The following is a 26,207-nucleotide window of genomic DNA, read 5'->3' on the forward strand; positions in this document are numbered from 1 at the left end:
ATGACAATGACTGTGGCTGCCCAACTGAATGCTATCTGTGATGCACAGCCTTTTGTGACGCGCTTCATGGTGCGCAATCTCCTGTCCGGCGAAGAGATCGGACGGGGAGAAAACGAGGAGACCCCATCGGGCAGCACCCGCAAGACGTCGATCATGATGGCCGTGCTCAAGGCTGCCAGCGAAGGGCGGCTCGATCTCGACCAGCCGGTCACCTACGAGAAGAGGCTGGCGGAAGAGGTGGCCAGCGGCATGTTCCGCTATCTGACGCCGGGCATCGTCATTTCCCTGCGCGATGCGCTCGCCGGCATGATGGTGCTGAGCGACAATGTCTGCACCAAGATGGTGCTGGAGCGGCTGACGCTTGAGGAAGTGGACAGCTATTGCAAGACGCTCGGTATGGCCAATACCCACCACCGTTTCCTCATTCCGCCGTTGGCGCTGGCGGCCGATCATCCGCTGAAGACCGTCACCACCACCTCGGCGGCGGACCAGGTGCTACTGCTTCAGACCATTCTCGATGCTCAGTCCTCGCCAGAGGCGCAGGCAAAGCTCGGCTGCAGCCCGCAATTGTGCGGCTGGGCAATGCAGACGCTGAAAAACCAGATATTGCGCTACGGAATCCGCTCCCGCCTGCCGTTCGAGGCTTTGGTGGCGAGCAAGAGCGGACGCGGCAAGCGCGGGCGTATGGACGCCGGCATCGTCTACAGAAACGGCGCGCCGTCTTTCATCATCACCGCCTATACCGATGAAGTGCCGCAGGTGATGCCTGACGGCACGCCGGGATACACCATCGCACTCGAAACGATCGGCCGGCTGGCGCAGGCCTGCTGGGACGGCTTTCAACAATGATAATCAACGACAACAAAGAGGGTAGAACAGTGAACAAACTTCTTCTCGCAGGCGCGGCCCTGCTCGTAACCGCCAATATCGCGGCGGCTCGCGACATCACCATCGCGCAGAGCTCCGATCTGCGCAGCAGCAATCCCGGCGTCAATCGTGACGGCAATACGGACGGGGTGATCCTGCACATCGTCGAAGGCCTCGTCGGTTACAACAATGGCGGCGAAGTAAAGCCGCTGCTTGCCGAGAGCTTCGAGGTTTCGCCAGATGGCCTCACCTATACGTTCAAGCTGCGCGCGGATGTAAAATTCCATAACGGCAAGCCGCTCACCGCAGAAGATGTCGTCTGGAACTGGACGCGCTATCTGAAGCCCGAAACCAAATGGGCCTGCCTGAATGATTTCGTGGAAGGCGGTGCCGCGCATGTCACCGGCGTCAAGGCCACGGACGCCTCCACGGTTCAGATCACGCTTGAAAAGCCGTCAGCCGTTTTCCTCGGCCTGATGTCGCGGCCCGAATGCGGTTATACCGGCATGATCTCGCCGGAATCTGTTGCCGCTGACGGCAGCTTCGTCAAGCCCATCGGCACCGGTCCGTTCCAGTGGAACGAATGGAAGAAGGGTGAATATATCCGCCTCGCCAAATTCGCGGATTATGTTTCGCCTGTAAATGACGGCAAGCCGGATGGCATGGTCGGCTCCAAGCGGCCGCTGGCCGACGGCATCAAGTTCATGGTTATTCCGGACGCCTCGACCGTGAAGGCGGGCCTCGAATCCGGCGTGCTCGACACCGCCGAGATTTCTCCCGATCTCATTCCGGAGTTCAAGACGAATGAGAAGATGCAGCTCATTGTTGCCCGCAACAACGGCAAGAACCTTTTCTATATTCAGACCCGCGACAAGGTGCTGAGCAATCCCGGCGTGCGCCGCGCCATGGCGATGGCGCTTGATCTCGATGAACTGGTCGCCGCCGCATCGAACGGTACGGGCGAAGCCAACGGCTCGATGGTTTCGCAGGACTCGGTCTATTTCGATGAAACCCAGAAGAAGCGTCCGGCCTATGACATCGAGGCAGCCAAGAAGGAACTGCCGGCAGCCGGTTACAAGGGCGAGCCGATCTCTATCATCGCCAACAAGCGCGGCAATGTGCCGAGTTTTCCGGCAGCCGTCATGGCGCAGGCCATGATGCAGCAGGCGGGTCTGAACGTACAGATCGAGGTGCTGGACTATGCCACGCAGGTGGATCGTCGCCGTTCCGGCAATTATCAGGTGATCTCGCAGTCTGTCGCGCCGCGTCTCGATCCGGCCCTGATGTATGCATTCTACGTCGGTAACAAGGACAAGAACGCCTCCCTGATGTGGGATGATCCGAAGGCGATCGAGCTGATGAAGGCTGCCTATGTCGAGGCCGACCAGGCGAAGCGCCAGAAGATTTTCGACGAGTTCCACGAACTGATGCTGAAGGAAATGCCCGGCATCTTCCTTTACGACATGGTCGATGTCTGGGGCGCGACCAAGAAGCTCAAGGGTCAGCCGGTCTGGCAGTCGAACGCCCGCCTCTGGGAAGTCTCGGTCGACAACTGATCCAATATTGCCCGCGCCGGAAGCAAAGCCCGGCGCGGGCATTTTCCATCATGACCGTAATGATTTGGCGGCCCCCCGCCGAAGCGTTTGCGTGCGCCCTTAAAGGGCAGGAATGCGAGGACAAGCCATGAACCGTGAAGCCGTGATGTCGATTGCCGCCGAAATCGAGTCAATGAAGCCACATTTCACCACTTTGAGCGACAGCATCTGGGATTTTGCCGAACTCAAATTCGAGGAGAAGCAATCCGCCGGGGTTCTGGCGAACGCGCTTGAGGAAAACGGCTTTGTGGTCCGCCGCGGTGTAGCTGGCATGGACACGGCCTTCATCGGTGAATTCGGCCACGGCAAGCCGGTTATTGCTTTCCTAGGCGAATTTGACGCGCTTGCCGGCATGAGCCAGATGGCCGGCGTGGCTGAGGCAAAACCGCTTGAACCCGACGCCACCGGCCATGGCTGCGGCCACAATCTGCTCGGCGTCGGCTCGCTGATGGCCGCCATCGCACTTGCCCGGCATATGAAAGCCAACAACCTGCCCGGCACGGTGCGTTATTATGGCTGCCCCGGCGAAGAGGGCGGTTCCGGCAAGACTTTCATGGTGCGCGCCGGTCTGTTTGACGATGTCGATGCGGCTTTGACATGGCATCCCGCGCCCTTCAACGGCGTACGCTCCACCAACAATCTCGCGGTGCTGGAATATTTTTACCGTTTCAAGGGCGTTGCTTCCCATGCCTCCAACGCCGCCCATCTTGGTCGCTCGGCGCTAGATGCTGTCGAATTGATGAATGTTGGCGTCAATTTCCTGCGCGAACACATGCCGCAGGACTGCCGGGTGCATTATGCGATCACCGATGCCGGCGGCAAAGCGGCAAATGTGGTGCAGGCAAAGGCCGAAGTGCTCTATCTGATCCGCGCACCTGAAATGCGCCAGGCGCTCGATCTGGCAGCCCGTGTGGACAAGGTCGCGCGTGGTGCGGCCATGATGACCGAAACAGAGGTGGAGATCGTCTTCGATACCGCCTCCACCAATCTCCTGCCCAACATCACGCTCGAAACGGCGATGCATGAAAACATGGTGGCGCTTGGACCCATAGCCTTCGACGAGGCCGATCAGGCCTTCGCCAAGGTCATTCAGGACACATTCACGGAAGAGGCGATCAAAAGCAGCATCCGGCTCTACCAGATCAAGGGCGACGTCTTTTCCAACGGGAAGATCGACGGGTCGACGCCGCTGCATCTCGGCCTGCGCGATTTCGAGGGGCAGTCGCATTTTCGTGCCGGATCGACCGATGTCGGTGATGTCAGCTGGGTAACGCCAACAGCGCAATGCTGGACGCCCGCATGGGCAATCGGGACCAATCCGCATACATGGCAGGTGGTGGCGCAGGGCAAAAGCCCTGCCGCCCACAAAGCCATGGCACACGCCGCCAAGACGCTCGCATCGACAGGTCTTTCGCTGATGACCTCGCCCGAGCTGCTTGAAAGTGTCAAAAAAGAATGGCTGGAGAAAACCGAGGGCAGTGATTATGTCTGCCCCATTCCGGCGGATGTGATGCCCGGTTTTCACGATTAAGACGTGGCGCGTTTTTCGCGCCCGTCCCACTCTTCCATTTGTCCGTGATGTTTTATCGCAGGCAGCCCAGCGACTTCCGCGAAAGTGCTCAGCAAGCGCATGAGCCCCCTCCGCCCACGCCAGGGCGAAGGGGGCTATCCCCGTTTTCTCTGAAAACTCCTGGTCATCACCGCCTTGTGTGCCGTCTCGCTCCACGACCACGAAGAAAGCATTGACGTTCGAACCAAAAATGGAATAAATATATCGAACAACAGAAATTCGGTTTCATTATTCCGTTTTCTGGATGTGAGGAGTTAGCGGCGGGCTTTCGGGTCCGTTTCCGGCTGGGAGAGGTGGCGCTGGACACCGAGGAGGAGAAAACAATGAAAAAGCTTATTATCAGTGCGGCTATGTCTGTGCTTTTGGGCACGGCGGCACATGCCGAGACCGTCGGTGTTTCGATGGCCCTGTTCGACGACAACTTCCTGACCGTGCTGCGCAACGGCATGCAGGATTATTCCAAGGAGCTGAAGGGCGTCACCCTGCAAGTTGAGGACGCGCAGAACGACGTTGCCAAGCAGCAGAGCCAGATCCAGAATTTCATCGCCTCCAAGGTCGATGCGATCATCGTCAATCCGGTTGATACGGATGCGACGGCGGCCATGTCGAAACTTGCTGCTGAAGCCAAGATTCCGCTGGTTTACGTCAACCGCCAGCCGGTAAACGTGGATTCCCTGCCAGACGGCCAGGCCTTCGTGGCATCGGAAGAAACCGTGGCCGGCACGCTTGAAACCAAGGAAGTCTGCCGCCTTCTCGGTGGCAAGGGCAAGGCCGTGATCATGATGGGCGAGTTGTCCAATCAGGGCGCGCGCATGCGCACGCAGGCCGTTCACGATGTTCTGAAAACCGATGAATGCAAGGGCATTTCCGTGGTTGAAGAGCAGACGGCCAATTGGCAGCGCACGCAGGGTTCCGACCTCGTCACCAACTGGCTGTCCGGCGGTATCGAGTTCAATGCTGTCATCGCCAATAACGATGAAATGGCGATCGGCGCTATCCAGGCTCTGAAGGCCGCGGGCAAGGACATGAAGGAATATGTCGTTGCCGGTGTGGACGCCACGCAGGACGCTCTTGCCGCCATGCAGGCAGGCGATCTCGACGTGACGGTCTTCCAGGATGCGGCTGGCCAGGGCAAGGGTGCTCTCGATGCCGCACTGAAGCTCGTCAAGGGCGACAAGGTTGACAAGAAGGTCTACATTCCCTTCCAGCTCGTTACCCCGGAAAACGTCAAGGACTACGTAGCCAAGAACTGACGACCCTTTACCGGCATTTGCGACCGTTTCAAGCAATATCGGAAGCAAATGCCGGTTCTGGACGGCAGTCGGCGTCTCAGACGCCGAGTTGAACCAGGCTAGAATAGTATTTCAGTGAATTCAAAGTGTTACAGCGCTTATGTGTGTCTTGATCGGCACGGCGCTGTAAGCCTCCCCGGAGGATGGGCGCCTTTTGGCGAAACCTCTTCCCCGGTCATTTTTGTCTATCGTGGAGGATAAGATGGTCGTCAGCCCATCGACAATGGCCGCCGTGCGCGCCAGCGGCGCCGTGCCCAATGCAGAATATCTTCTCGCAGCGGACGGCATACGCAAGGAATTTCCAGGCGTTGTCGCGCTGGATGACGTTTCGTTCCACCTCAAGCGCGGCACCGTGCATGCGCTGATGGGTGAGAATGGCGCCGGTAAATCGACGCTGATGAAGATTCTGGCAGGTATCTACCAGCCGGATGTCGGAGAAATTCGCCTGAAGGGCGCTGCGATACGCCTCGATTCACCGCTTGATGCGCTCGAAAACGGCATTGCGATGATCCATCAGGAACTCAACCTGATGGCCTATATGACGGTAGCGGAAAATATATGGATTCGCCGTGAGCCGAAAAACCGACTGGGCTTTATCGACCATGGCGAAATGTATCGCCGCACCCAGACATTGCTCGAAAGGCTCGGTATCGATCTCGATCCGGAAATGCGTGTCGGCGAACTATCGGTCGCAAGCCGGCAGATGGTCGAAATCGCCAAGGCGGTTTCCTACGACTCCGACGTTCTCATCATGGACGAACCGACGTCAGCGTTGACTGAGCGCGAGGTGGAACATCTGTTCCGCATCATCCGCGACCTCAGGAGCCGCGGTATCGGCATCGTCTACATCACTCACAAGATGAATGAGCTTTTCGAGATCGCCGATGAGTTTTCCGTCTTTCGCGACGGCAAATATATCGGCACCCACGCGTCCACCGATGTGACGCGAGACGACATCATCCGCATGATGGTGGGGCGCGAAATTACCCAGATGTTCCCGAAGGAAGAGGTTCCGATCGGCGATGTGGTGCTGTCGGTCAAGAATCTGACGCTGAACGGCGTCTTCCATGACGTGTCATTTGATGTTCGCGCCGGGGAAATTCTAGGTGTCGCCGGCCTTGTCGGTTCTGGCCGCTCGAACGTGGCGGAAACGGTGTTCGGCGTTACGCCGGCGTCTTCGGGCACTGTGGAAATCAACGGCAAGCCTGTGTCGATCGCAAGTCCGACAGAGGCGATCCGTCACCGCATGGCGTTCCTGACGGAAGACCGCAAGGATACCGGCTGCCTGCTGATCCTCAATATTCTTGAGAACATGCAGATCGCGGTTCTTCAGGACAAATATGTCGCCAACGGCTTCGTGCAGGAAAAGACGCTTTCGGAAGCCTGCGACGACATGTGCCGCAAGCTCCGGGTCAAGACGCCCAATCTTTACGAGCGCATCGAAAACCTGTCGGGCGGTAATCAGCAGAAGGTGCTGATCGGGCGCTGGATGCTGACACAGCCACGCATCCTCATTCTGGATGAGCCGACGCGCGGGATCGATGTCGGGGCAAAAGCCGAAATCCACAAGCTGGTCGGCGAGATGGCGCGCAATGGCGTCGCCGTCATCATGATTTCCTCCGAAATGCCGGAGGTTTTGGGCATGAGCGACCGTATCATGGTCATGCATGAGGGTCGCGTGACGGGCTTCCTTGACAGAAGTGAAGCCACACAGGTGAAGGTGATGGATCTCGCATCGCGGTGAGGCGCGCCGGGATTTCTCGAGGAGGAATGACTATGAATACGAACGCCGCCGCCAACGCAGAGTTGGATGCAAAATCCGGGCGCAAGCCGCACAGGCGCATACCGCCCGAAGCAAATATATTTTTCGTGCTGATTGGCATCGCGCTGGTTTACGAAATTCTTGGCTGGATTTTCATCGGCCAGAGCTTTCTGATGAACCAGCAGCGCCTGACGATCATGATCCTGCAGGTGTCCGTCATCGGCATCATCGCCGTCGGCGTCACGCAGGTCATCATCACCGGCGGCATCGATCTGTCCTCCGGTTCGGTCGTCGGTCTGACGGCGATGTTGTCCGCCAGCGTGGGGCAGTCGTCCACATGGCCGCGGGCGCTTTACCCGGGTCTGACCGATCTGCCTTTCTTCATGCCGCTGGCTGTCGGCATTCTGGCTGGCGCTTTGGCCGGTTTCATCAACGGGCAGCTTATAGCACGCACGAAAATCCCGCCCTTCATCGCAACCCTGGGCATGATGGTGACGGCGCGCGGCCTTTCCAAATGGTACACCAAGGGCCAACCGATTTCCGGTCTGACCGACGGTTTCACCTTCATCGGTACAGGTGTCTGGCCGGTCGTGGTTTTCCTCGTCGTCGCGGTTATTTTCCACGTCGCGCTGCGTTACACCCGTTACGGCAAGTTCACCTATGCCATTGGTGCCAACCAGCAGGCCGCCCGCGTTTCCGGTATCAATATCGAGGCGCATCTGATCAAGGTCTATGCCATTGCCGGCATGCTGGCCGGTCTTGCAGGCGTCGTCACCGCCGCCCGTGCACAGACGGCGCAGGCCGGCATGGGTGTGATGTATGAACTCGACGCCATCGCCGCGGCCGTTATCGGCGGCACTTCGCTCGCCGGCGGTGCTGGCCGTATTACCGGCACAGTGATCGGCACCATCATTCTCGGTGTCATGACATCCGGTTTCACGTTCCTCAGGGTCGATGCCTATTACCAGGAGATCGTCAAGGGACTGATCATCGTGGCTGCGGTCGTCGCTGACGTCTACCGCCAGAAGAAACGCGCAAAACGCTAAGCACTCCTCCTCCCGGACCTGGGGCAGGCCTTCAGGCTTGCCCCTTTTTTTGTCCTATCGACAAGGACCTGAATGGCCTTGGAGGGGAGGGGTCGGTTTCAGGTCTTGCTGTTCCGGTACTCGTGAACTGCCCTGCCGAAAGCTTCGAACAAAGCGCGCGAGGGTGCGTCTGTCTCGGCCCAATATTCCGGGTGCCATTGTACACCAACGGCAAAGCCCTTGGCATTGATGACGGAAACGGCCTCGATCGTGCCGTCTGCCGCCGTCGCCTCCACCTGCAGGCTTGGCGCGGTCTCGGCAATTGCCTGCCGGTGCAGCGAATTGATCTGGATTTCTCCCGACATGCCAAGATGCTGTGCAATGCAGGAGCCTTCGCGCACATGCACCGGCTGGCGGATGGCGAAGGCCACGTCGCGGTCCTCATGTTCCGGCTTGCGGTGGTCCCAAATTCCGGGCTGTTCCTGAATTTCGGAAGCAAGCGTGCCGCCCAGCGCGACGTTCAGCTCCTGAATGCCGCGACAGATGGCAAGCATCGGAATGCCGCGTTCCAACGCCCGGCGGATCAGCGGCAGGCTGGTGGCGTCGCGGGCTGGATCGAACGGGCCGTCACTCTCCTTTGCCTCTTTTCCGTAAAGAGAAGGGTGGACATTTGTGGCCGAGCCGGAGACGAGCAAGCCATCGACCCGGTCGAGGATGGCATCGACCTCATTGCCGTCCTCGAAGGCCGGAACGATGAAGGACATGACATCAGCCACCCTCAGCGCCGCGGAAAGATACTGGTTCTGCGCGGCGTGCCAGTCGGCTCCGGTGAAATGCCGGATGTCGGCGGGGACGGCGATAATCGGTTTTGGCATGGTGGCTCCGGGGGCGAATCTTCGAAAATTTGTGCGACTGCAAGCGGGCCAAGTCAAGCATGTGTTTCGTCTTCGGAACGCGATATATGCGGCTAAAGTATAAGGCGGCGTCGCGATATTTCAGTTGCAAATAAAATAGCGAAGAGGCCACCGAAAAAATCCTGATATGGCTGGTTTTCCGGCAATTAATTCTTGGCGCGGGTGCTTGTCAGCTGGGCGGTAACCGTGCTTACTTTGCTGCGATGCCTGAACAGCACGAGGGGAATTCAAGCTGCGGGCAGCGTTGATATCTGGGAGGATATAGATGGATCGCCGTTCCTTTATGAAAAAAGGTGCGCTGGCGGGGGCTGCTGCGACAGCCTTGGCTGCGCCCGCAATTGCACAACAGAATACAAAGATCACCTGGCGGCTGACGTCGTCGTTTCCGAAGTCTCTCGATACAATCTATGGCGGCGCCGAGGATATTGCCAAACATGTGGCGGCCGCTACCGACGGCAATTTCACCATCCAGCCCTTTGCGGCTGGTGAAATCGTGCCCGGCCTGCAGGCGGCCGATGCCGTATCATCGGGTACGGTGGAAATGTGCCATACCTGCTCCTATTATTACGTCGGCAAGGATCCGACCTTCGCTATCGGCACGGCGATACCGTTCGGTCTTAATGCCCGCCTGACCAATTCCTGGTTCTACGAAGGCAACGGCAACAAGCTGCTCAACGATTTTTACGCCAAGCACAATCTCTACGGCATGATATCAGGTAATACCGGCGCCCAGATGGGCGGCTGGTTCCGCAAGGAAATCAACACCGTCGACGATTTCAAGGGCGTGAAGATGCGCATTGCCGGTCTTGCCGGCAAGGTGGTGGAAAAGCTCGGCGTGGTCCCGCAGCAGATCGCCGGCGGCGATATCTATCCGGCGCTGGAAAAAGGCACCATTGATGCCGCCGAATGGGTTGGTCCGTATGACGACCACAAGCTCGGTTTCCAGAAGGTGGCGAAATATTATTATTACCCGGCCTTCTGGGAAGGCGGCCCGGTCATCCATTCCTTCGTCAATCTGGACAAGTGGAACAGCCTGCCGAAGAATTACCAGACGGTGCTGCAGGATGCCTGCGCTTTCGCCAATACCAGCATGATGGCGAAATACGACGCGAAAAACCCGATCGCCATCAAGCAGCTGGTTTCGGAAGGTGCCGTGCTGCGGCCCTTCAGCCAGGAAATCCTCGAGGCCTGCTATAAGGCGGCGTTGGAAGTCTATGCCAATATTTCAGCAACCAACCCGGACTTCAAGAAGATCTACGAGGATCAGGTCGCCTTCAAGCGCGAGGGTTACCTGTGGATGCAGCTCGCGGAATATACTTTCGATACTTTCATGATGATCCAGCAACGTAACGGCAAGCTCTGATTATTCGGTGCGGCGGACCGGACAAAAGCCTCGGGGACTTCGGTCCCCGGGGTTTTTGTTGTGCCGTCGCGCCTGCATCCGCCCGATAGAAAAGGGCGATTGACGATCAGGGCTGTCGGAAGCAAAAGCAGCAGGCTCAGTAACCAGGCGCAGTCTCGGCAAGGATTGGCCGCGCTGACCTCGGAAAAACCGGACAGGCTGGTCGATGACTGTCAGGTTCAATTTCAACACAGAGTAAATGGAAGACAGGGGTGCAACCCTGTCTTCCACTCAGCAATGATAATTTCTCCGAAAAATCCTTAAAAGACGCCGGTTAAGGCCCGATCTTCGGTGGTTCACCGAGGTTAGGCATGCCTGGCAACCCACCCGGCTGGCCTCCTGGCAGGCCGAAATTGGGCATGGTGTTGCCGCCCTGATTGCCGAAGGCAGGCACTTCGATCTTGATGGAGTTGAGGTCCACCTGGGGTGCTTTGTCCAACCAGTAGGTGACGGATTCCGGCCAGAAGATCACGATGGCGACGAGGATGAGCTGCATGCCGAGCCAGGGAATGGCACCCATGTAGATATCCGAGGTCTTGACCGTGCGCGGCGCGATTGAGCGCAGGTAGAACAGCGCGAAACCGAAGGGCGGGTGCATGAAGCTGGTCTGCATGTTGATGCAGATCAGCACGCCGAACCAGATCAGGTCGATGCCGAGCGCCTGCGCGATGGGTGCGAGCATCGGGATGACGATGAAGGCGATCTCGAAGAAATCGAGGAAGAAGGCGAGGAAGAAGATGAAGATGTTGACGAAGATCAGGAAGCCGATCGGGCCGCCTGGAATGCCCGACAACATGTGCTCGATCCACAGCGAACCGTCCATGCCCTGAAAGACGAGGGAAAAGCAGGTGGCGCCTACCAGAATGAACACCACCATGGACGTGATGTGCATGGTGGAATGCATGCCCTGCTTGACGAGATCCCAGGTGAGGCGGCGGTGGGCTGCGGCCAGCGCCATGGCGCCGACGACGCCGAGCGCGCCGGCTTCCGTTGGTGTTGCAAGGCCGAGGAAGATGGTGCCGAGCACGAGGAAGATCAGCACGATGGAGGGCACCATGCCCGCCAGCACGCGAAATACCAGTGCACGGTTGAGTTCGCCCCGCGCTTCTGGCGGCAAAGCAGGCAGATCCTTCGGCCGCACGATCGACATGAACAGGATGAAGAGCATGAAGATGGCGACTTGCAGGATCGACGGGCCAATTGCGCCGAGATACATGTCGCCGACGGATTTACCGAGCTGGTCGGCAAGAACGATCAGCACGAGCGAAGGCGGAATGACCTGCGTGATGGTGCCGGATGCGGCGATGACGCCGGTGGCGAGGCGCGGATTGTAACCGTATTTCAGCATGATCGGCAGCGAGATGACGCCCATGGTGATGACGGAGGCGGCAACCGTGCCGGTGATCGCGCCAAGGATTGCGCCGACGATGATGACGGCATAGGCGAGGCCGCCCGGAATGGCGCCGAACAGCTTGCCCGTGCCTTCAAGCAAATCTTCGGCAAGCCCGCATCGCTCCAGAATAGCGCCCATGAAGGTGAAGAACGGAATGGCGAGCAGCAGGTCGTTCGAGACGATGCCGAAGATGCGCAGCGGCAAGGCCTGAAGGAAGGCCGGCGAAAAATGCTCGGTGAAGATGCCGATGACGCCGAAAACCAGACCGACGGTGGCAAGAGAGAAAGCAACCGGAAATCCGTAGAGCATGAAGATGATCATGCCGAGGAACATCAGTGGCGGAAGAATACCATATTCGAACATGGGAAATATCCTGAAGGTTCAGATCGCGGCGATCATTGCAGGGGTTTTTCGTACTTCGTATCGAGCGCATAAAGCCCGTTGAGGGCGCCGATGCGCTTGATGAGTTCGGAAAATCCCTGAAGAACCAGAAGGGCGAAACCGGCGAAGATGATGAGTTTCACCGGCCAGCGGATAAGCCCGCCGGCATTGGAGGACATTTCGTTCTGATGCCAGGAAAGCATGAACATCGGCCATGAAAGCCAGGCCAGATAAAAGCAGGCGGGCATAAGAAAAAGTACGATGCCGATGATGTCCACCCACAGGCGCGTGCGAGACGAGATAGCCCCGTAGATGATGTCCACCCGCACATGTTCATTCATGCGCAGCGTGTAGGAGGCACCCACCAGCACGATGAAGGCAAACATGTACCACTGGATTTCGAGCCAGCCGTTTGAACTATAGTTGAAGGTATAACGCACCATGGCGTTTCCGGCGCTGACGAGGCAGCAGACAAGCACCAGATAACCGGCGACCTTGCCCAGAGCTTCGCTGACAAGGTCGATCAGCGCACTTAATTTCAAAAGCGGTTTCATGACTTTCCCCTCTTCCCTTGCCGGGCCCTTTGCGGGTTATGGTGGCAAGCAAGCCGGTCGGCCATCGTGACGGGCACGCCTCCACGCGTATCCGCACAGCCAAATTCCGGCGTTCCTCCCCACAGAATCCCGTGTATGGGCAGGCTGTCCGAAAAGCAACCGAAACCACTATTAAACCGGCCGCATGGCCGCCGTTTTCAACCGTTTACAAAAGAATGTTGCACGACGGCACGCTTTGCACGGCATACCGTTTGCCCCGCTTGTCAGCGATGTTCTTTCGTGTGGAACGCATTGCACTTTTCGCCGACTTCATGTTACCTCTGGCTCCGGAGAATCCGGCATGGGCCCGTTATCGTCCGCAGGGCAAATTGTCTTGTGCGGCGGGTATGGCGGATGGAGCAGAAGGGGAAGCGGAATGAGCGAACACCACACAGGTCCGGTCGAAGTTGGCGCCGAGATGAACTACGCCGAGCATGAAAAGACCTACAACGCTTTTCTTGCCATGACGAAGTACGGCACGATGCTGGTCTGCGTGCTGATGCTGGCCATGGTCGCGGGTTTCTTTACGTCCGTGGGTTTCCTTGGCGGCCTTATCGTTTTCCTCGTGCTTTCGGCTGCGGGTTTCATTCTGCTGCGCTGAGCAACGCTGTTCACAAGCGTTTCGCGGCGCGGACGTTGCGATGCCGTGCAACCGGCAAGCCCAAACCTGGAAAGGCGAAACAATGAAACGCCTGTTTTCCTGGCTGTTATTGCTGGCGGTGATGTCGCATCCCGCTTTGTCGCGCGATCTTTTGCCGTCTGAGCAAGACAAGCTGCAAACACAGATCGAGCGGTTCAGCGCCGCCTTGAATGCGCAGGATTTTGATTTTGTCGGCCGGACGGTGCCACCGAAAATCTTTGAATTCATTGCAAACGACGCGGGTGTTTCCGTCGGGCAGTTGCGTAGCGCTCTGACCACGCAGATGCAAATGGCGCTTGCAGCAGTCAAGATCACCGAATTCACCATGGACACGGCGGCGATCAGTGTGCAGCAGACGCCTGATGGAACGCCCTATGCGCTCGTTCCGACGAAAACGGTGATGGAAACCGGCGGCCAGACGATCGAAGCGAAATCCCATACCCTGGCGCTTATCGACGGTACGCAATGGTATTTGCTGCGTGTGAGCGATCAGCAGCAGGTGACCATCCTGCGAAAGGTCTATCCATCCTTCGCCACGGTGGAGTTTCCGGAAGATTCCGTACAGCAGGTGAAATAGCGTGCAGGCGTCCGCTAAACCGTAGAAACTCTAACCGGCTTGAAACCGGATTTCCGCATTGTCAGGAAAAACGCCCAGGACGGAACGGATCGACCGATATTGCGGTCTCCTCGCCGTTTGCCAGTTGGGTCACGAGGCGGGCGGTAGCTGCCGATTGCGTCAGCCCCAAATGACCATGGCCAAAGGCATAGATGACGGAAGGTGTGGTGCGCGCCGTGCCGATGACGGGAAGACAGTCCGGCATCGAAGGGCGGAACCCCATCCATTGCTGGCCGCCTTCAACCTTGAGACCGGGCAGGAAACGACCGGCTTTCTTGAGCATGGCCTCGGATCGTTTGAAGTTCGGTTTCAACTCCAGACCGCCCAACTCGACTGCGCCGCCAACGCGGATGCCAGACGATAGCGGTGTAACGACAAAACCGTGGTCGTTGAAATAAAGCTGGCGCGTGAGGTTGAAGGCGCCGGCGGGCAGGGTGGTGTTATAGCCGCGTTCGGTTTCCAGCGGCACGATGTTGCCAAGTGTTGCGGCAAGCGGCTTGGACCACGCGCCGCAGGCGATCACCACCTTGTCGGCGTCGATCTTGTCGCCGTTTTCCAGGGTCACGATCGTACTTTCGCCGACGGCGTCGATGCGTTCTGCCTCGCCCTTGCGCAGCTTTCCGCCACGGGCGATCACCAGGTCGAAAATGGCACGGGTGAAGTCGTAGGGATCGGAGACCTGCAAGCCATCAGGCGAGAACATGGCGTGGCGGAATTGCGGGGCAAGACCCGGCTGCAATTCGTCTATCTCGTTGCGGGCGACGCGCTTGGAAGAGAAGCCTGCCTGTTCCTTTTCATCCCAGTCCTTGCGGGCAGCGTTGAGGCTGGCTTCGCTGTCGTAAAGATCGAGCGTGCCGGTTTTCGCGACAAAGTGCGAGAGCTCCGGCATGGCCGCGACATGGGCCATTTCGGTGGCAGACAGCCGGTTGATCTCGCTGAGCGTTCTCAGGCCGTGGCGAAAGTTGCGCTCAGCGCTGGCGCGCCAGAAACGCCACAGCCACGGCGCGATCTTCGGCGCATAAGCAGGCGGCACACTGAGCGGGCCAAGCGGATCGAAAAGCCAGCGCGGTGCTTTTCTCATGATGCCGGGGGCGGGAATGGGGATGATTTCGGGAAAGGCCAGGATGCCGGCATTACCGGAGCTTGCGCCGCGGGCAACTTCACCGCGCTCCAGAAGAAAGACCTCACGCCCGGCATTTTGCAGGTAAAGCGCCGCCATGGAACCGATAATGCCGGTGCCGATCACCAGCACGTCGCATTTCAGGGTTTTGGTCATCGGCGCTCCTGCAACACAAATCTTTCAAGCCCGCCATAACAATGAATGCCGTACCGATGAAAGCCCGTATCGCTCTGCGGCGGCAGAAATATCAGCACTGTGGCAAATAAGCGGTTCTCATCCGGTGAGGACGGGTTGGTAAAGGCAGCTCGGTCTGAAGTATTCTTGCCAACAGTTTCGGTCATTGGACCAATAGTTATGGGTCATCATTAATTGCTATTTAACGGTGTCCGGCTAGGTTTCGCGTACACGCAGACCGATCCTTTATTTTCATCTCCTTGGCATCGAGGAGGAAAGGTCCGCATACAAGTTATTGTTGGGAGTTCAAAGACATGTCTCAATTTTTCAAACTCGGTACGGACGCATCTGCGGTACTTGATGCCCTAAGCCGCTCGCAAGCCATCATTGAGTTCGATCTGACTGGCAAAATTCTGAAAGCGAACGACAATTTCTGCAAGGCGGTCGGCTATCAGCAATCAGAAATCATCGGACGCCCCCACAGCATGTTCCTGTCTCCCGAAGATGCAGCGTCACCCGAATACAAGGCCTTCTGGGCGAAACTCTCACGCGGCGAATACGATCAGGGCCAATATCGGCGGCGGTCGAAAACCGGCGACGACATCTGGATTGAAGCCTCCTACAATCCGGTTTTTCGTTTCGGCAAACCTTACAAGGTGGTCAAGATCGCTTCCGATATCACGGCGACGAAGCGCCGAAGCACCGAGGATAACGGCAAGCTGGCAGCGCTTTCGCGTGCGCAGGCGATGATCGAGTTCACGCCCGAGGGGAAAATTCTCTCCGCGAATGAAAACTTCCTCACAGCACTCGGCTACACGGCGGAAGAGATCATCGGCAACCATCATTCGATGTTTTGTGAGCGTGGCTACGTGCAGTCCGAAGAGTACCGCAATTTCTGGAAGGATCTTGGTAAGGGAGAGTTCTCGACCGGTCAGTTCATGCGGCTTGGCAAGAACGAAAAACGCGTCTTCATCCAGGCGTCCTACAACCCGATCATCGACGAGCGGGGAAAAGTCGTCAAGGTGGTGAAATTTGCCTTCGATGTAACGGACCGCGTGCATGCGGTGGAAGAACTGGGCGCGGCGCTTGAGCGTCTTTCCCAGTGCAACATCCGCGTCACGCTCGACAAGCCTTTCGTGGGTGAGTTCGAGGGGCTGAGACGGGATTTCAACAAGTCCATCGCCGAATTCCAGAAAACCCTGGAAAATGTTCTTGGGCAGACCGATGACCTGACCAGAAGCAGCCAGGAAGTCAGCGAAGCCTCTGTTCATCTCGCCGAAAGATCGCGTGAGCAGGCCGTGGCGCTGGAGGAAACCTCGGCGGCGCTGGAAGAAATCACCGCGACTGTACGGGCATCGACGGAAAACACCAAGGAAACCCGAAAACTCGTTCAGAGTGCGCGGACGTCAACGGCGGCTTCCACCGAAGTCGTTGGGCGTACCGTCAACGCCATGCAGCGCATCGAGACGGCATCGCGGGAAATCAGCCAGATTATCGGCGTTATCGATGAAATCGCCTTCCAGACCAACCTTCTTGCCCTGAATGCGGGCGTCGAAGCCGCGCGCGCGGGCGATGCGGGCAAGGGTTTTGCGGTCGTGGCACAGGAGGTGCGCGAACTTGCGCAACGCTCCGCCAGTGCCGCCAAGGAAATCAAGGCGCTCATCAACAATTCCGGCACCGAGGTTATGGAAGGCGTGCGGCTTGTCGGCGAGACGGGTGAGGCGCTGAAGCAGATCGATGCGCTGGTGAAGCACATTGACGGCAATGTCGATATGATCGCCAAGGCCGCCGATGAACAGGCCTTAGGCATCAGCGAAATCAACCGTGCAGTCAACCAGCTCGACCGGATGACGCAGGAAAACGCGGCGATGAGCGCGCGCACGACCGCCATTAGCGCTACCCTTGCCCAGGGTGCGGATGTGCTGGCGCAACTGGTCAGCCTGTTCAAGCTGAACCGCCGCGCGACCCAGCGCGACGACGGGGCATCCATTTCATCCAACTCGTCGCGGACGAGCCATAGTGTGAAACTGTCGGGAAGGAAAGCAGCCTGACGGATCGGCGACAGCCTGCTTCCACGTGAGCCTATTGTCATGCGGATGCCCGTCGCCGGGCATCCGTTTTTTATGCCCGCAGGGCAGGCCTGTTGATGCCGAGATGGTCGCGCAACGTCGAGCCTTCGTATTCCTTGCGGAACAGGCCACGTTCCTGCAAGAGCGGCACGACTTCGCGGTTGAATTCTTCCAACCCACCGGGGAAGAAGGGCGGCATGACGTTGAAGCCGTCTGCTGCGCCGTTCTCGAACCACTCCTGCATGCGATCCGCAACGTCCTTGGCCGTGCCCATAACGATATGGTGGCCACGACCAGCTGCAACGCGCAGCGCCAGTTCCCGGATCGTCAACTTTTCGCGGCGCGCCAGTTCGGTCAAAAGTTCGGCGCGGCTGCGCAACTGGTCGGAAATAGGCAGGTCCGGCAGCGGGCCGTCAAGATCGTACTCGGTAAGGCTATGGCCGATGCGTTCCTCAAGCAACGGCATGGCGCTCTTGATATCGGTCCAACGGTTCAGCTCCTTCAGCTTTTCGCCGGCCTCTTCGAAGCTCTTGCCGATGATGGGCATGAAACCGGGCATCACGGCGACGCTTGATGGATCGCGGCCGAATTTCTCCACTCGCGCCTTTAGGCTGGTGTAAAAGGCCTGCGCCTCGGAAATGGCCTGCTGGGCGGTGAAGACGATATCGGCAGTGCGGGCGGCGAGATCCTGCCCCGGGCCGGAGGAGCCGGCCTGAATGAGAACCGGGTGACCCTGCGGCGAACGCGGAATGTTCAGCGGCCCCTTCACCGTGAAATATTTGCCTTCATGATCGAGAATATGGACCTTCTGCGGATCGACGTAACGGCCGCCTTCCTTGTCCTTGACGAAGGCGTCGTCGTCCCAGCTGTCCCACAGGCCACGCACGACGTTCACATATTCTTCCGCAACGGCATAACGCTCGTCATGCTCGGGATGGCTCTTGGAGAAGTTCGCCGCCGTGCGGGCATAGGAGGTGGTAACGATGTTCCACGCCGCACGCCCGTGGCTGAGATGGTCGATGGAGGCGAAGGCGCGTGCGGTGTGGTAGGGCTCACCATAGGTGGTGGAGGCGGTGGCGGCCAGTCCAATCTTGCTTGTCACCATGGCAAGCGCCGCAAGCAGGGTAAGCGGCTCGAAACGGGCGATCATCGAGGGATGGGCGTCGACGCCGCTTGTGAGGCCATCGGCCAGAAAGACCATGTCGAACTTGGCATCTTCGGCCATTTTCGTGACACGGGTCAACAGGTCGAAATTCTCGCTGCCGGCTTCCGCATCCGGGTGACGCCAGCCGGAAACGTGGTGGCCGGCTCCTTGCAGGAACAGGCCAAGATGCATCTGTCTTTTGCGGGTATTCGTGGTCATGGTGATCATGCCTTTATTTCGGTCGTGTTATATTTGCGTTGCCAGAAGCGCTTCTAGCTTCTTGAGGTCGGCTGAGGTTTTCATGGTCCGCACCAGTGCCGGAATTCCGGCGAATTTTTCATTGCCGCCGGTGGCGTCGGCAAATTTTTCCGTGGGGTCATCAATGCCGGGAAGTCCGTCAATACGGCGCGACAGCACCGTGCCATCCTTCTTCGTCACGTCGATGACCACGAAACGGGTGGTCGGATCCGGCGAGAGGCGGCGGGCGGTCTCATCGTGCCGGCGCGAGACTTTTGCGGAAAGTCCAAGCAGGTCGGCGCGTGCAGGGCTTTCGTCGAAATGGCTGATGCCGAGTGCGCCATCCGTCAGTGCGGCGGCGAAGACATATTCGGCGCTGAAACGCGCATCGATGCCCGTGGCGGGTGTGGCCGAACCCACAAGAGCGGCATCGCCTCCCGGGGGAAAGGTGATGACGACAGTTTCGATTTCATCTGGTGCCAGATCATTGGCGCTGCGCAGTGCAAGCGCACCAACGGCAACAGGGTGGCTGGCGGTGCAGCAGGGAAATGCCTTGAGCGTCAATCCGGGAGAGACGATCTGCCACGGTGTACCCCAGCCGGACAGGAGCCGTTTCGGCTGTTCCGCGCCAAAGGCGAAGGCGGAATAAAAGCCGATAGGGTTTTCCAGAAAATCCGGCGCGCCCTGAAAACCTGATCTTGCCAGCTGCGCGGCGGTGAGGCCAGCGCGTGTCGCAAGCCCGGCATGCAGGGGCTTCGCATCATAACCAAATTGCAGGCGAAGTCCGGCCGACTGCGTGGCGGCAAGGCCGAGTGCAATAGCGGTCGTCTGCGGGGTGAATTTGAGAAGATGGGCAATGGCCGCCGCCGCACCGATGGGGCCGAGGGTCGCGGTGGCGTGGAAGCCATTTTCGTAATGCTTGGTGCCGAGCGACAGGCCAAGCCGCGCCATGGTTTCCAGCCCTACAATATAGGCGGCGATAAATGCATCCGCCGTAGAGCCTTCCTCGACCGCAACAGCCAATAGAGCGGGAACGATGGCGACGGTGGGGTGGCCACGCACACTGCCATGGACGTCGTCATAATCCAGCACGTGCCCCGCATGACCATTGATGAGTGCGGCGGTGAATGCGTCCGTGCGCAGATCATGGCCGACAATGCCCGCCGTGCCGGATGTGCCTGACGTAAAGCTGTCGATGAGGATTTTCGTGCTTCGGTCGGAAGCGCCACCCAGCATACAGGCAAAAAAGTCGATCAGCGCCGTGCGGGCGATCGTCACAGCCTCTTCGTCGCGGAGCGGATCAGAGGCGGCGATGGCTTCTGCCAGATGAAGGGTGAGTTTTTCGTCGGCGGTCATGGCGTCAGATCCCTTCACCGTCGGCGACCCGTGCCACTTGTCCGCCGAGACCCTTTACGAAGGCATTGATACGCGGATTGGTCGACTTGTAGAAGATGTGCTCCGGTGTGCCCTGATCAACGATCAGTCCGTTTTCCGTGAAGACGATATTGTCGCTGATTTCCTCGGCGAAGCGCATTTCGTGGGTCACGAGAATGCTGGTCATGCCGTCATTGACGAGATCGCGGATGACGGCGAGCACTTCGCCCACGGTTTCCGGATCAAGTGCGGAGGTAACCTCGTCGAACAGCACCAATTCAGGCCGCATGGCAAGCGCGCGGGCAATGGCCACACGCTGCTGCTGGCCGCCGGACAGCTGACCGGGATAGGCATCCACCTTCTGCGACAGGCGGACTTTTTCCAGCAATTCGCGGGCATGACGCTCGGCTTCCGCCTTCGGCGTGCCGAGGATTTTAATCGGCGCGATGGTGATATTTTCCATGACAGTCAGATGCGGGAAGAGGTTGAACTGCTGGAAGACAATGCCGATGCGCTTGCGCAGCGTTATGCGCTCAGCTTCCGTTTTCAGCTGATCGACGCGGGTGCCCCCCACGGTGATCTTGCCAGATTGCGGAATGAGCAGGCCGTTGATGCAGCGCAGGATCGTGGATTTGCCCGAGCCGGAAGGGCCGATGATGGAGACGGCGTCGCCCTTGTTGACGGTGAGATCAATGCCTTTGAGCACTTGATTGTCGCCGAAGGACAGGTGCACGCCTTCCAGTTCAACCAGAGCTTTGGCGGCGGTTTGGGGGGCGGATGCGGACATGGTGTATTCCAATCAGCGGGAAGCGAAGCGCCGTTCAAGGCGCTGCGTGAAACGGGACACGGGATAGCAGAACAGGAAGAACGCCATCAGGACGGTGAGATAGACCACGACGGTGAAATCGTTGCGCTGCACGGCGGTGCTGGCATCGGTTGCGGCGTGGAGAAGCTCATGCACGCCGACCAGCGAGGCAAGCGCCGTGCCCATGGTGATGGAGGCGTAAAGGTTCATCCACGGCGGCAGCGAGCGCTTCACGCATTGCGGCAGGATGATCCAGCGCAGCGTCTGGTTGCGCGAAAACCCGAGGCCCTGCGCCGCTTCCCATTGTGCGGTGGGAATGGACTGGATGGCGCCTCGGGTGATTTCGGCGATGTGGGCGCTAGCCGGAATCGCAAGCCCGACCACGGCCTTGATCCAGTCTGGAAACGGAATGTAGTTGCCGAAGGCGACGATCTCGAAGGGGAAGATGTAGGTCGCGGCGAAAATCAGCACCAGATGCGGGGCGTTGCGGAAGATTTGCACGTAGGTGAGCGCCGGCGCGCGCACGAGCCGATAGGGCGCAAGCTCCATGATGCCAAGCACGACGCCGATGATGGTGCCGATGGCAATCGCCAGGATGCTGATCAGCACATTCATGGCAAAACCCTTGCCGAGATAGGGCAGCCATTCCAGCAGCACCTGTCCGAGCGAGGGATCGAGAACCAGCCACAGCACGACAGCAACCAGCACGCCGCACAGAAGAATGGTGCCGAAAGGCAGCTTCTTCGCCGCCTGTGTTGGAGAGACCACCGCGCTCATTGACCGAACCCCGGAACCGCAAGACGCCGCTCAAGCCACAGGCCCGCCCTTGCGACGATGAAATTGATGACACTGAAAAAGATGAGGATCACCAGCATCAGTTCGACCACATTGTCGCGCTGCGTCCAGATCAGGATCGAGGCATAGGTGATTTCACCGACCGCAATCGCCGAGCCGACGGTGGTGAGCTTCACCAGATTGATGAGATTGTTGATGATGGAAGGAAGTGCCGTGCGGATTGCCAGCGGAAATTCCACGTAACGTAAAATCTCGAAAGAGCTGAAACCGATGGCGCGTGCCGCCTCGATGGTGGTAGCCGGCACCGCCTCGATACCGCCGCGCAAGGCTTCCGCATGGAAGGCGGCAACGTGCAGGCCGGTGATGGCGACGACCCAGAAGAACGGTGTGAGCGGATTGTTCTGCGCGCCGCCGAGCGCGTTTGAAATCAACATGTTGAGCACAAGGAAACCACACATCAGCTGCACCAGCGTCGGCGTGTTGCGCGTCAATTCCACATAGGCGCGCACTGGACCGGCGAGCCAGCCTTTGCCTGACGTGAGCATGGCGGCGAAAATGAAGCCGAAAACGAGGCTGAGCGGCAGGGTGACGGCGACGAGGATGAGCGTCATCTTCATGCCGTCGAGCCAGATCTGAACCTCGTAGCCGCTGTTCAGAAAGTCATAGTTGAGGCCTATATGCGCGGCCAACTCTATGAAACGCGCTGTAAATCCATCCTGCATCGGATATCCATGCTGTTGTCGCGGCTGCCGCCCGGCAGGCGGGGCCAGAATGACCTGTCTTGCTATAAAGCAGAAAAGAACGGCGGGCGAAACCGGCCGTTCTCAGTGGTGAGGGGGAAATCTCCGTGATGGCAGATGCCCCTACGACATGCCGGTCCCCCGGACCAGATCCGGGGTGACGGAGCAAGCGGGATTGCCCAGCCTTTACTGCGCCGCGGAGAGCTTCGTCTTCTGCTCTTCCATGAAGCCGATGCTCGGCAGGCGGTTGGCCTTGGCGAATTCGATCATTTTGCCGGAAGCGTGCAGCTCCTTGACGATCTTGTCGAGCGCAGCCTGCGTGTCGGCCTCGCCCTTGCGCAGCCAGATGACGGAGTCAGAAGGGATAAGGTCGGTGGGGATCAGGATGCCGTAATCCTTCCACTCATCGGCGCGGTCCTGAAGCATCAGGCTCAGCGTGCCGTTGACGTGCACTGAGACATCGCAATTGCCGCCCTTCAGCGCGAGCAGCGATTCCGGCTGGCTCGGCAACGCCTTTACCTGCGCGCCATATTGCTCGATCAGCGGCTGGGTGTAGTTGGAGCCCTGCGATACGCAGGCAATCTTGCCCTTCAGGTCCGGCCAGTCCTTGATGCCCGAGTCCTTTCGACCGATGGCTGCGCCGCCCTGGCGGTCATAGGGGGTGGGCACGTAATCGAGCGTTTTGGCGCGCTCTTCCGTGTACTGCATGTTGGCGATCAGAATATCGACCTTGCCCTGCTGCAGGAACTGCACGCGGTTGGGCGGGGTCACGGTTTCGGTCACCAGCTCCACACCGAGACCGGCGGCCAGCGCCTTGGCGACGTCGATGTTGAGGCCCTTCTGCTCCTGCGTCTTCGGATCGATGAAGCCGAAAGGCGCGCCGGACAGGATGACGCCGACGGTGAGCTTGCTGCGACCCTTGATACGGTCGAGCGTCGCATCCGCGTGAGCGGCGGTGGCCATCGAAGCGATGACGACGGTTCCGGCGATGAGTTTGGCGGCAAATCTGGAGAAGGAGAGGGCCATGGGTATTTCCTTTTGGTTGTGGGTGGAAACTACATGAGGCGTCCGTCGAGAGCGAGAATTGGCGTTGCGCAAAAAATCGTATAAATAAAATCGTGTTCCAATAAGTTCTCTGGTGAGAAAAAATAACCTAATAATTTGAAATCGTAGAATCTTGTTCTTACGGTGGCGGGGTTCGGCGCTTTGGCATATCCTCGCCACGGGGCGAGGATATGCTGGCTATGCTTGGGCATTTTGAGCGCCCTTCTCCCGAAGAGCGCTCCCACATCGTTACCGACCGGCGTTATAGGCCGCGATCGCCGCCATATTGACGATGTCGCTGTCCTTGGCACCCATCGAGGTGATCTGCACCGATTTGTCGAGGCCGACGAGAAGCGGGCCGATGACGGTCGCGCCGCCCAGTTCCTGTAGCATCTTGGTGGAGATCGAGGCGGAATGGATGGCTGGCATGACCAGCACGTTGGCCGCACCGGAAAGGCGGGCAAAGGGATACTGGCTCTGCATGCGATGATGGTTCAGCGCCACATCGGCCGACATTTCCCCGTCGACCTCAAAATTGACGTTGCGCTTGTCGAGGATTTTAACCGCTTCGCGCACCTTGTCGGAGCGTTCGCCAACAGGCTGGCCGAAGGTGGAATAGGCGAGCATCGCCACACGCGGTTCGTAGCCGAAACGGCGGGCGAGACCGGCTGCTTCTTCGGCGATATCGGCAAGGTCTTCGGCAGACGGCATGTCGTGCACGGCGGTATCTGCCACGAAGACCGTTCGGTTGCGCGACACGACAAGCGAAACGCCGATGACACGGTGGCCGGGTTTGGTGTTGATGCAGCGGCGGATATCCTCGAGCGCCGTGGAATAGTTGCGGGTAACGCCGGTGACCACGGCGTCCGCATCGCCCATCGCCACCATGCAGGCGGCGAAATGGTTACGGTCGTTGTGGATCAGGCGCTGCACGTCGCGCAGCAAGAAGCCGCCGCGCTGCAACCGCGCATAGAGATAATCGACATAGGCATCGACTCGGCTGGAAAGGCGGGCATTGGTGATCTCTATATTGGCGCGGTCGAGATCGATGCCAGCACGCTCCGCATTGGCCTTGATGATGTCGTCACGGCCGAGCAGGATGGCGGTGCCAAGCCCCTGCGCGGTAAACGAGATCGCTGCGCGCATCACCTGTTCTTCTTCCGCTTCGGCGAAAACGACACGCTTCGGAGAGCGGCGCACACGCTCGTAAAGGCGCTGCGTGGTCGACGCCATGGGGTCGCGGCGGGCGGAAAGCTCGCGGGCATAGGCATCGAGATCGGGCAATTCGCGGCGAGCGACGCCGGTTTCGATGGCGGCCTTGGCCACGGCCACCGGAATTGCCGAGATCAGGCGCGGATCGAAGGGAACGGGAATGATATATTGCGATCCGAAGCGCGGGCGGTTGCCCTGATAGGCGGCGGCCACATCATCCGGAACATCCTCGCGGGCAAGATCGGCCAGCGCCTGTGCGGCGGCAATCTTCATCGCGTCGTTGATCTGGCTTGCGCGGACATCGAGCGCGCCGCGGAAGATATAGGGAAAGCCGAGGACGTTGTTGACCTGGTTCGGATAATCCGAACGCCCCGTCGCCATGATGGCGTCATCGCGGATGCGGGCGACTTCTTCCGGGGTGATTTCCGGGTCAGGGTTGGCCATTGCGAAAATGATCGGCTTCGGCGCCATGGAGCGGATCATCTCTTCGGTGAAGGCACCCTTCTGCGACAGGCCGAAGACGACATCCGCGCCCTTCATGGCCTCAGTCAGCGTGCGGTTGTCAGTCTTTACCGCATGGGCGGATTTCCACTGGTTCATGCCTTCGGTGCGGCCCTGGTAGATCACGCCCTTGGTGTCGCAAAGCGTGATGTTTTCGGGGTTGAAACCCATGGCCTTGATGAGGTCCATGCAGGCGATGGCAGCAGCACCTGCGCCGTTACAGACGAGCTTCGTCGTCTTGAAGTCTCGGCCAGTCAGTTCGATGGCGTTGATGAGACCGGCGGCGGCGATGATGGCGGTTCCGTGCTGGTCGTCATGGAAAACGGGAATGTCCATCAGCTCACGCAGGCGGCTTTCGATGATGAAACATTCCGGCGCCTTGATGTCTTCCAGATTGATGCCGCCGAAAGAGGGGCCAAGGTAGCGCACGCAATTGATGAATTCGTCGGCGTCTTCGGTATCGACCTCGAGATCGATGGAATCCACATCCGCAAAGCGCTTGAACAGAACGGACTTGCCTTCCATGACAGGCTTGGAGGCGAGCGCGCCGAGATTGCCGAGACCGAGGATCGCCGTGCCGTTGGAGATCACTGCTACCATGTTGCCGCGTGTCGTATAATCGTAGGCGGTCGCCGGATTTTCGGCGATGGCTTTCACCGGCACGGCCACTCCCGGCGAATAGGCAAGCGACAGATCCCGCTGAGTCGCCATCGGCTTGGTCGGGGTGATTTCCAGTTTCCCCGGTCTGCCTTGCGCGTGGAAATCCAGTGCTTCCTGATCTGTAACCGATGTTCTGGGGCTGGCGGGCTTCGTCGTGTCGGACATGGGCTGAGTGTGCTTTCGTGTCGATAACAGTGCAAAAATATCCGTCGTTGTTATTGTATTTTTCGCGCGCGTGCCAAGCGTTGAATGTTGTTCAGTGCAGCAAATTTAGCCGTGGCG

21 protein-coding genes are annotated in these 26,207 nt (G+C 58.8%); 10 read left to right on the top strand and 11 right to left on the bottom strand.

The features are described from left to right. The first annotated feature begins 6 nt into the window (after positions 1 to 6). The 6 genes from ACQZ5Y_RS08410 to ACQZ5Y_RS08435 all read left to right on the top strand — a co-directional run bounded on the left by ACQZ5Y_RS08410 (position 7) and on the right by ACQZ5Y_RS08435 (position 8,132). Positions 7 to 849: a serine hydrolase gene (locus ACQZ5Y_RS08410; RefSeq protein ID WP_162690575.1), complete on the top strand. Its 843-nt coding sequence runs from the start codon at positions 7 to 9 to the stop codon at positions 847 to 849. 29 nt (positions 850 to 878) lie between these two features. Continuing rightward, the gene (locus tag ACQZ5Y_RS08415; protein ID WP_174050530.1) at positions 879 to 2,423 is read left to right on the top strand and encodes an ABC transporter substrate-binding protein; all 1,545 of its coding nucleotides are present in this window, start codon (positions 879 to 881) and stop codon (positions 2,421 to 2,423) included. Positions 2,424 to 2,550: 127 nt separating this feature from the next. Beyond that, the gene (locus tag ACQZ5Y_RS08420; protein ID WP_111800244.1) at positions 2,551 to 3,993 is read left to right on the top strand and encodes a M20 family metallopeptidase; all 1,443 of its coding nucleotides are present in this window, start codon (positions 2,551 to 2,553) and stop codon (positions 3,991 to 3,993) included. A 362-nt stretch (positions 3,994 to 4,355) separates the two neighbouring features. After that, entirely contained in the window at positions 4,356 to 5,285 is a 930-nt protein-coding gene (locus tag ACQZ5Y_RS08425; RefSeq protein ID WP_003510994.1) for a sugar ABC transporter substrate-binding protein, read from the top strand. Between the two features lie 241 nt (positions 5,286 to 5,526). Continuing rightward, a complete protein-coding gene (locus tag ACQZ5Y_RS08430; RefSeq protein ID WP_174050528.1) occupies positions 5,527 to 7,068 on the top strand; it encodes a sugar ABC transporter ATP-binding protein in 1,542 nt (513 codons plus the stop codon). Positions 7,069 to 7,100: 32 nt separating this feature from the next. Then, the gene (locus ACQZ5Y_RS08435; RefSeq protein ID WP_003510990.1) at positions 7,101 to 8,132 is read left to right on the top strand and encodes an ABC transporter permease; all 1,032 of its coding nucleotides are present in this window, start codon (positions 7,101 to 7,103) and stop codon (positions 8,130 to 8,132) included. A 98-nt stretch (positions 8,133 to 8,230) separates the two neighbouring features. On the opposite strand, the gene ACQZ5Y_RS08440 is transcribed toward ACQZ5Y_RS08435, so the two are convergent. Next, the gene (locus tag ACQZ5Y_RS08440; RefSeq protein WP_174050526.1) at positions 8,231 to 8,986 is read right to left on the bottom strand and encodes a gamma-glutamyl-gamma-aminobutyrate hydrolase family protein; all 756 of its coding nucleotides are present in this window, start codon (positions 8,984 to 8,986) and stop codon (positions 8,231 to 8,233) included. Between the two features lie 304 nt (positions 8,987 to 9,290). Between ACQZ5Y_RS08440 and ACQZ5Y_RS08445 the strand changes: the two genes are divergently transcribed. Next, positions 9,291 to 10,388: a TRAP transporter substrate-binding protein gene (locus tag ACQZ5Y_RS08445; RefSeq protein WP_174050523.1), complete on the top strand. Its 1,098-nt coding sequence runs from the start codon at positions 9,291 to 9,293 to the stop codon at positions 10,386 to 10,388. A 313-nt stretch (positions 10,389 to 10,701) separates the two neighbouring features. Here ACQZ5Y_RS08445 and ACQZ5Y_RS08450 read toward each other — a convergent pair whose 3' ends face one another. Then, on the bottom strand, positions 10,702 to 12,183 hold the full coding sequence (locus ACQZ5Y_RS08450) for a TRAP transporter large permease (protein WP_003510985.1): 1,482 nt from the start codon (positions 12,181 to 12,183) through the stop codon (positions 10,702 to 10,704). A 32-nt stretch (positions 12,184 to 12,215) separates the two neighbouring features. Next, positions 12,216 to 12,755 carry a TRAP transporter small permease subunit gene (locus tag ACQZ5Y_RS08455; protein WP_003510982.1) on the bottom strand — a complete coding sequence of 180 codons (540 nt, stop codon included), beginning with the start codon at positions 12,753 to 12,755 and terminating at the stop codon, positions 12,216 to 12,218. A 415-nt stretch (positions 12,756 to 13,170) separates the two neighbouring features. On the opposite strand from ACQZ5Y_RS08455, the gene ACQZ5Y_RS08460 reads away from it, so the two are divergent. Then, a complete protein-coding gene (locus ACQZ5Y_RS08460; protein WP_003510978.1) occupies positions 13,171 to 13,395 on the top strand; it encodes an aa3-type cytochrome c oxidase subunit IV in 225 nt (74 codons plus the stop codon). A gap of 82 nt (positions 13,396 to 13,477) precedes the next feature. After that, positions 13,478 to 14,011, top strand: coding sequence for a hypothetical protein (locus ACQZ5Y_RS08465; RefSeq protein WP_019564701.1), 534 nt, complete (start codon positions 13,478 to 13,480; stop codon positions 14,009 to 14,011). A gap of 61 nt (positions 14,012 to 14,072) precedes the next feature. Here the strand turns inward: ACQZ5Y_RS08465 and ACQZ5Y_RS08470 are convergent, their stop codons facing one another. Continuing rightward, a complete protein-coding gene (locus ACQZ5Y_RS08470; protein ID WP_003510975.1) occupies positions 14,073 to 15,326 on the bottom strand; it encodes an NAD(P)/FAD-dependent oxidoreductase in 1,254 nt (417 codons plus the stop codon). 332 nt (positions 15,327 to 15,658) lie between these two features. Between ACQZ5Y_RS08470 and ACQZ5Y_RS08475 the strand changes: the two genes are divergently transcribed. Beyond that, the gene (locus ACQZ5Y_RS08475) at positions 15,659 to 17,395 is read left to right on the top strand and encodes a methyl-accepting chemotaxis protein (RefSeq protein ID WP_019564699.1); all 1,737 of its coding nucleotides are present in this window, start codon (positions 15,659 to 15,661) and stop codon (positions 17,393 to 17,395) included. 70 nt (positions 17,396 to 17,465) lie between these two features. Here ACQZ5Y_RS08475 and ACQZ5Y_RS08480 read toward each other — a convergent pair whose 3' ends face one another. The 7 genes from ACQZ5Y_RS08480 to ACQZ5Y_RS08510 form a co-directional block, all read right to left on the bottom strand. Next, the gene (locus ACQZ5Y_RS08480) at positions 17,466 to 18,785 is read right to left on the bottom strand and encodes an LLM class flavin-dependent oxidoreductase (RefSeq protein ID WP_174050521.1); all 1,320 of its coding nucleotides are present in this window, start codon (positions 18,783 to 18,785) and stop codon (positions 17,466 to 17,468) included. A gap of 18 nt (positions 18,786 to 18,803) precedes the next feature. Then, positions 18,804 to 20,150, bottom strand: coding sequence for an MmgE/PrpD family protein (locus ACQZ5Y_RS08485; RefSeq protein WP_111828864.1), 1,347 nt, complete (start codon positions 20,148 to 20,150; stop codon positions 18,804 to 18,806). Between the two features lie 4 nt (positions 20,151 to 20,154). Next, positions 20,155 to 20,955 (bottom strand): amino acid ABC transporter ATP-binding protein, encoded by an 801-nt coding sequence (locus ACQZ5Y_RS08490; protein WP_013761605.1) that lies wholly within the window; start codon positions 20,953 to 20,955, stop codon positions 20,155 to 20,157. Positions 20,956 to 20,967: 12 nt separating this feature from the next. Next, entirely contained in the window at positions 20,968 to 21,750 is a 783-nt protein-coding gene (locus ACQZ5Y_RS08495) for an amino acid ABC transporter permease (protein ID WP_013761604.1), read from the bottom strand. Next, the gene (locus tag ACQZ5Y_RS08500) at positions 21,747 to 22,490 is read right to left on the bottom strand and encodes an amino acid ABC transporter permease (protein ID WP_003510965.1); all 744 of its coding nucleotides are present in this window, start codon (positions 22,488 to 22,490) and stop codon (positions 21,747 to 21,749) included. The genes ACQZ5Y_RS08495 and ACQZ5Y_RS08500 overlap by 4 nt, the downstream gene beginning before the upstream one ends. Positions 22,491 to 22,694: 204 nt before the next feature. Next, positions 22,695 to 23,534, bottom strand: coding sequence for a transporter substrate-binding domain-containing protein (locus ACQZ5Y_RS08505; RefSeq protein ID WP_112650763.1), 840 nt, complete (start codon positions 23,532 to 23,534; stop codon positions 22,695 to 22,697). Between the two features lie 267 nt (positions 23,535 to 23,801). Beyond that, positions 23,802 to 26,090 (bottom strand): NADP-dependent malic enzyme, encoded by a 2,289-nt coding sequence (locus ACQZ5Y_RS08510; RefSeq protein WP_003510961.1) that lies wholly within the window; start codon positions 26,088 to 26,090, stop codon positions 23,802 to 23,804. Positions 26,091 to 26,207 lie beyond the last annotated feature (117 nt).

Source organism: Agrobacterium sp. A3-95 (assembly GCF_053521785.1).

Excerpts from the sequence above, each read along its gene's own strand:
- ACQZ5Y_RS08450 (WP_003510985.1), bottom strand. The coding sequence starts at position 12,183 with ATGTTCGAATATGGTATTCTTCCGCCACTGATGTTCCTCGGCATGATC.
- ACQZ5Y_RS08490 (WP_013761605.1), bottom strand. The coding sequence starts at position 20,955 with ATGTCCGCATCCGCCCCCCAAACCGCCGCCAAAGCTCTGGTTGAACTG.
- ACQZ5Y_RS08420 (WP_111800244.1), top strand. The coding sequence starts at position 2,551 with ATGAACCGTGAAGCCGTGATGTCGATTGCCGCCGAAATCGAGTCAATG.
- ACQZ5Y_RS08465 (WP_019564701.1), top strand. The coding sequence starts at position 13,478 with ATGAAACGCCTGTTTTCCTGGCTGTTATTGCTGGCGGTGATGTCGCAT.
- ACQZ5Y_RS08500 (WP_003510965.1), bottom strand. The coding sequence starts at position 22,490 with ATGCAGGATGGATTTACAGCGCGTTTCATAGAGTTGGCCGCGCATATA.
- ACQZ5Y_RS08475 (WP_019564699.1), top strand. The coding sequence starts at position 15,659 with ATGTCTCAATTTTTCAAACTCGGTACGGACGCATCTGCGGTACTTGAT.
- ACQZ5Y_RS08510 (WP_003510961.1), bottom strand. The coding sequence starts at position 26,090 with ATGTCCGACACGACGAAGCCCGCCAGCCCCAGAACATCGGTTACAGAT.
- ACQZ5Y_RS08440 (WP_174050526.1), bottom strand. The coding sequence starts at position 8,986 with ATGCCAAAACCGATTATCGCCGTCCCCGCCGACATCCGGCATTTCACC.
- ACQZ5Y_RS08505 (WP_112650763.1), bottom strand. The coding sequence starts at position 23,534 with ATGGCCCTCTCCTTCTCCAGATTTGCCGCCAAACTCATCGCCGGAACC.
- ACQZ5Y_RS08460 (WP_003510978.1), top strand. The coding sequence starts at position 13,171 with ATGAGCGAACACCACACAGGTCCGGTCGAAGTTGGCGCCGAGATGAAC.
- ACQZ5Y_RS08485 (WP_111828864.1), bottom strand. The coding sequence starts at position 20,150 with ATGACCGCCGACGAAAAACTCACCCTTCATCTGGCAGAAGCCATCGCC.
- ACQZ5Y_RS08425 (WP_003510994.1), top strand. The coding sequence starts at position 4,356 with ATGAAAAAGCTTATTATCAGTGCGGCTATGTCTGTGCTTTTGGGCACG.
- ACQZ5Y_RS08455 (WP_003510982.1), bottom strand. The coding sequence starts at position 12,755 with ATGAAACCGCTTTTGAAATTAAGTGCGCTGATCGACCTTGTCAGCGAA.
- ACQZ5Y_RS08480 (WP_174050521.1), bottom strand. The coding sequence starts at position 18,785 with ATGATCACCATGACCACGAATACCCGCAAAAGACAGATGCATCTTGGC.
- ACQZ5Y_RS08430 (WP_174050528.1), top strand. The coding sequence starts at position 5,527 with ATGGTCGTCAGCCCATCGACAATGGCCGCCGTGCGCGCCAGCGGCGCC.
- ACQZ5Y_RS08435 (WP_003510990.1), top strand. The coding sequence starts at position 7,101 with ATGAATACGAACGCCGCCGCCAACGCAGAGTTGGATGCAAAATCCGGG.
- ACQZ5Y_RS08445 (WP_174050523.1), top strand. The coding sequence starts at position 9,291 with ATGGATCGCCGTTCCTTTATGAAAAAAGGTGCGCTGGCGGGGGCTGCT.
- ACQZ5Y_RS08410 (WP_162690575.1), top strand. The coding sequence starts at position 7 with ATGACTGTGGCTGCCCAACTGAATGCTATCTGTGATGCACAGCCTTTT.
- ACQZ5Y_RS08495 (WP_013761604.1), bottom strand. The coding sequence starts at position 21,750 with ATGAGCGCGGTGGTCTCTCCAACACAGGCGGCGAAGAAGCTGCCTTTC.
- ACQZ5Y_RS08470 (WP_003510975.1), bottom strand. The coding sequence starts at position 15,326 with ATGACCAAAACCCTGAAATGCGACGTGCTGGTGATCGGCACCGGCATT.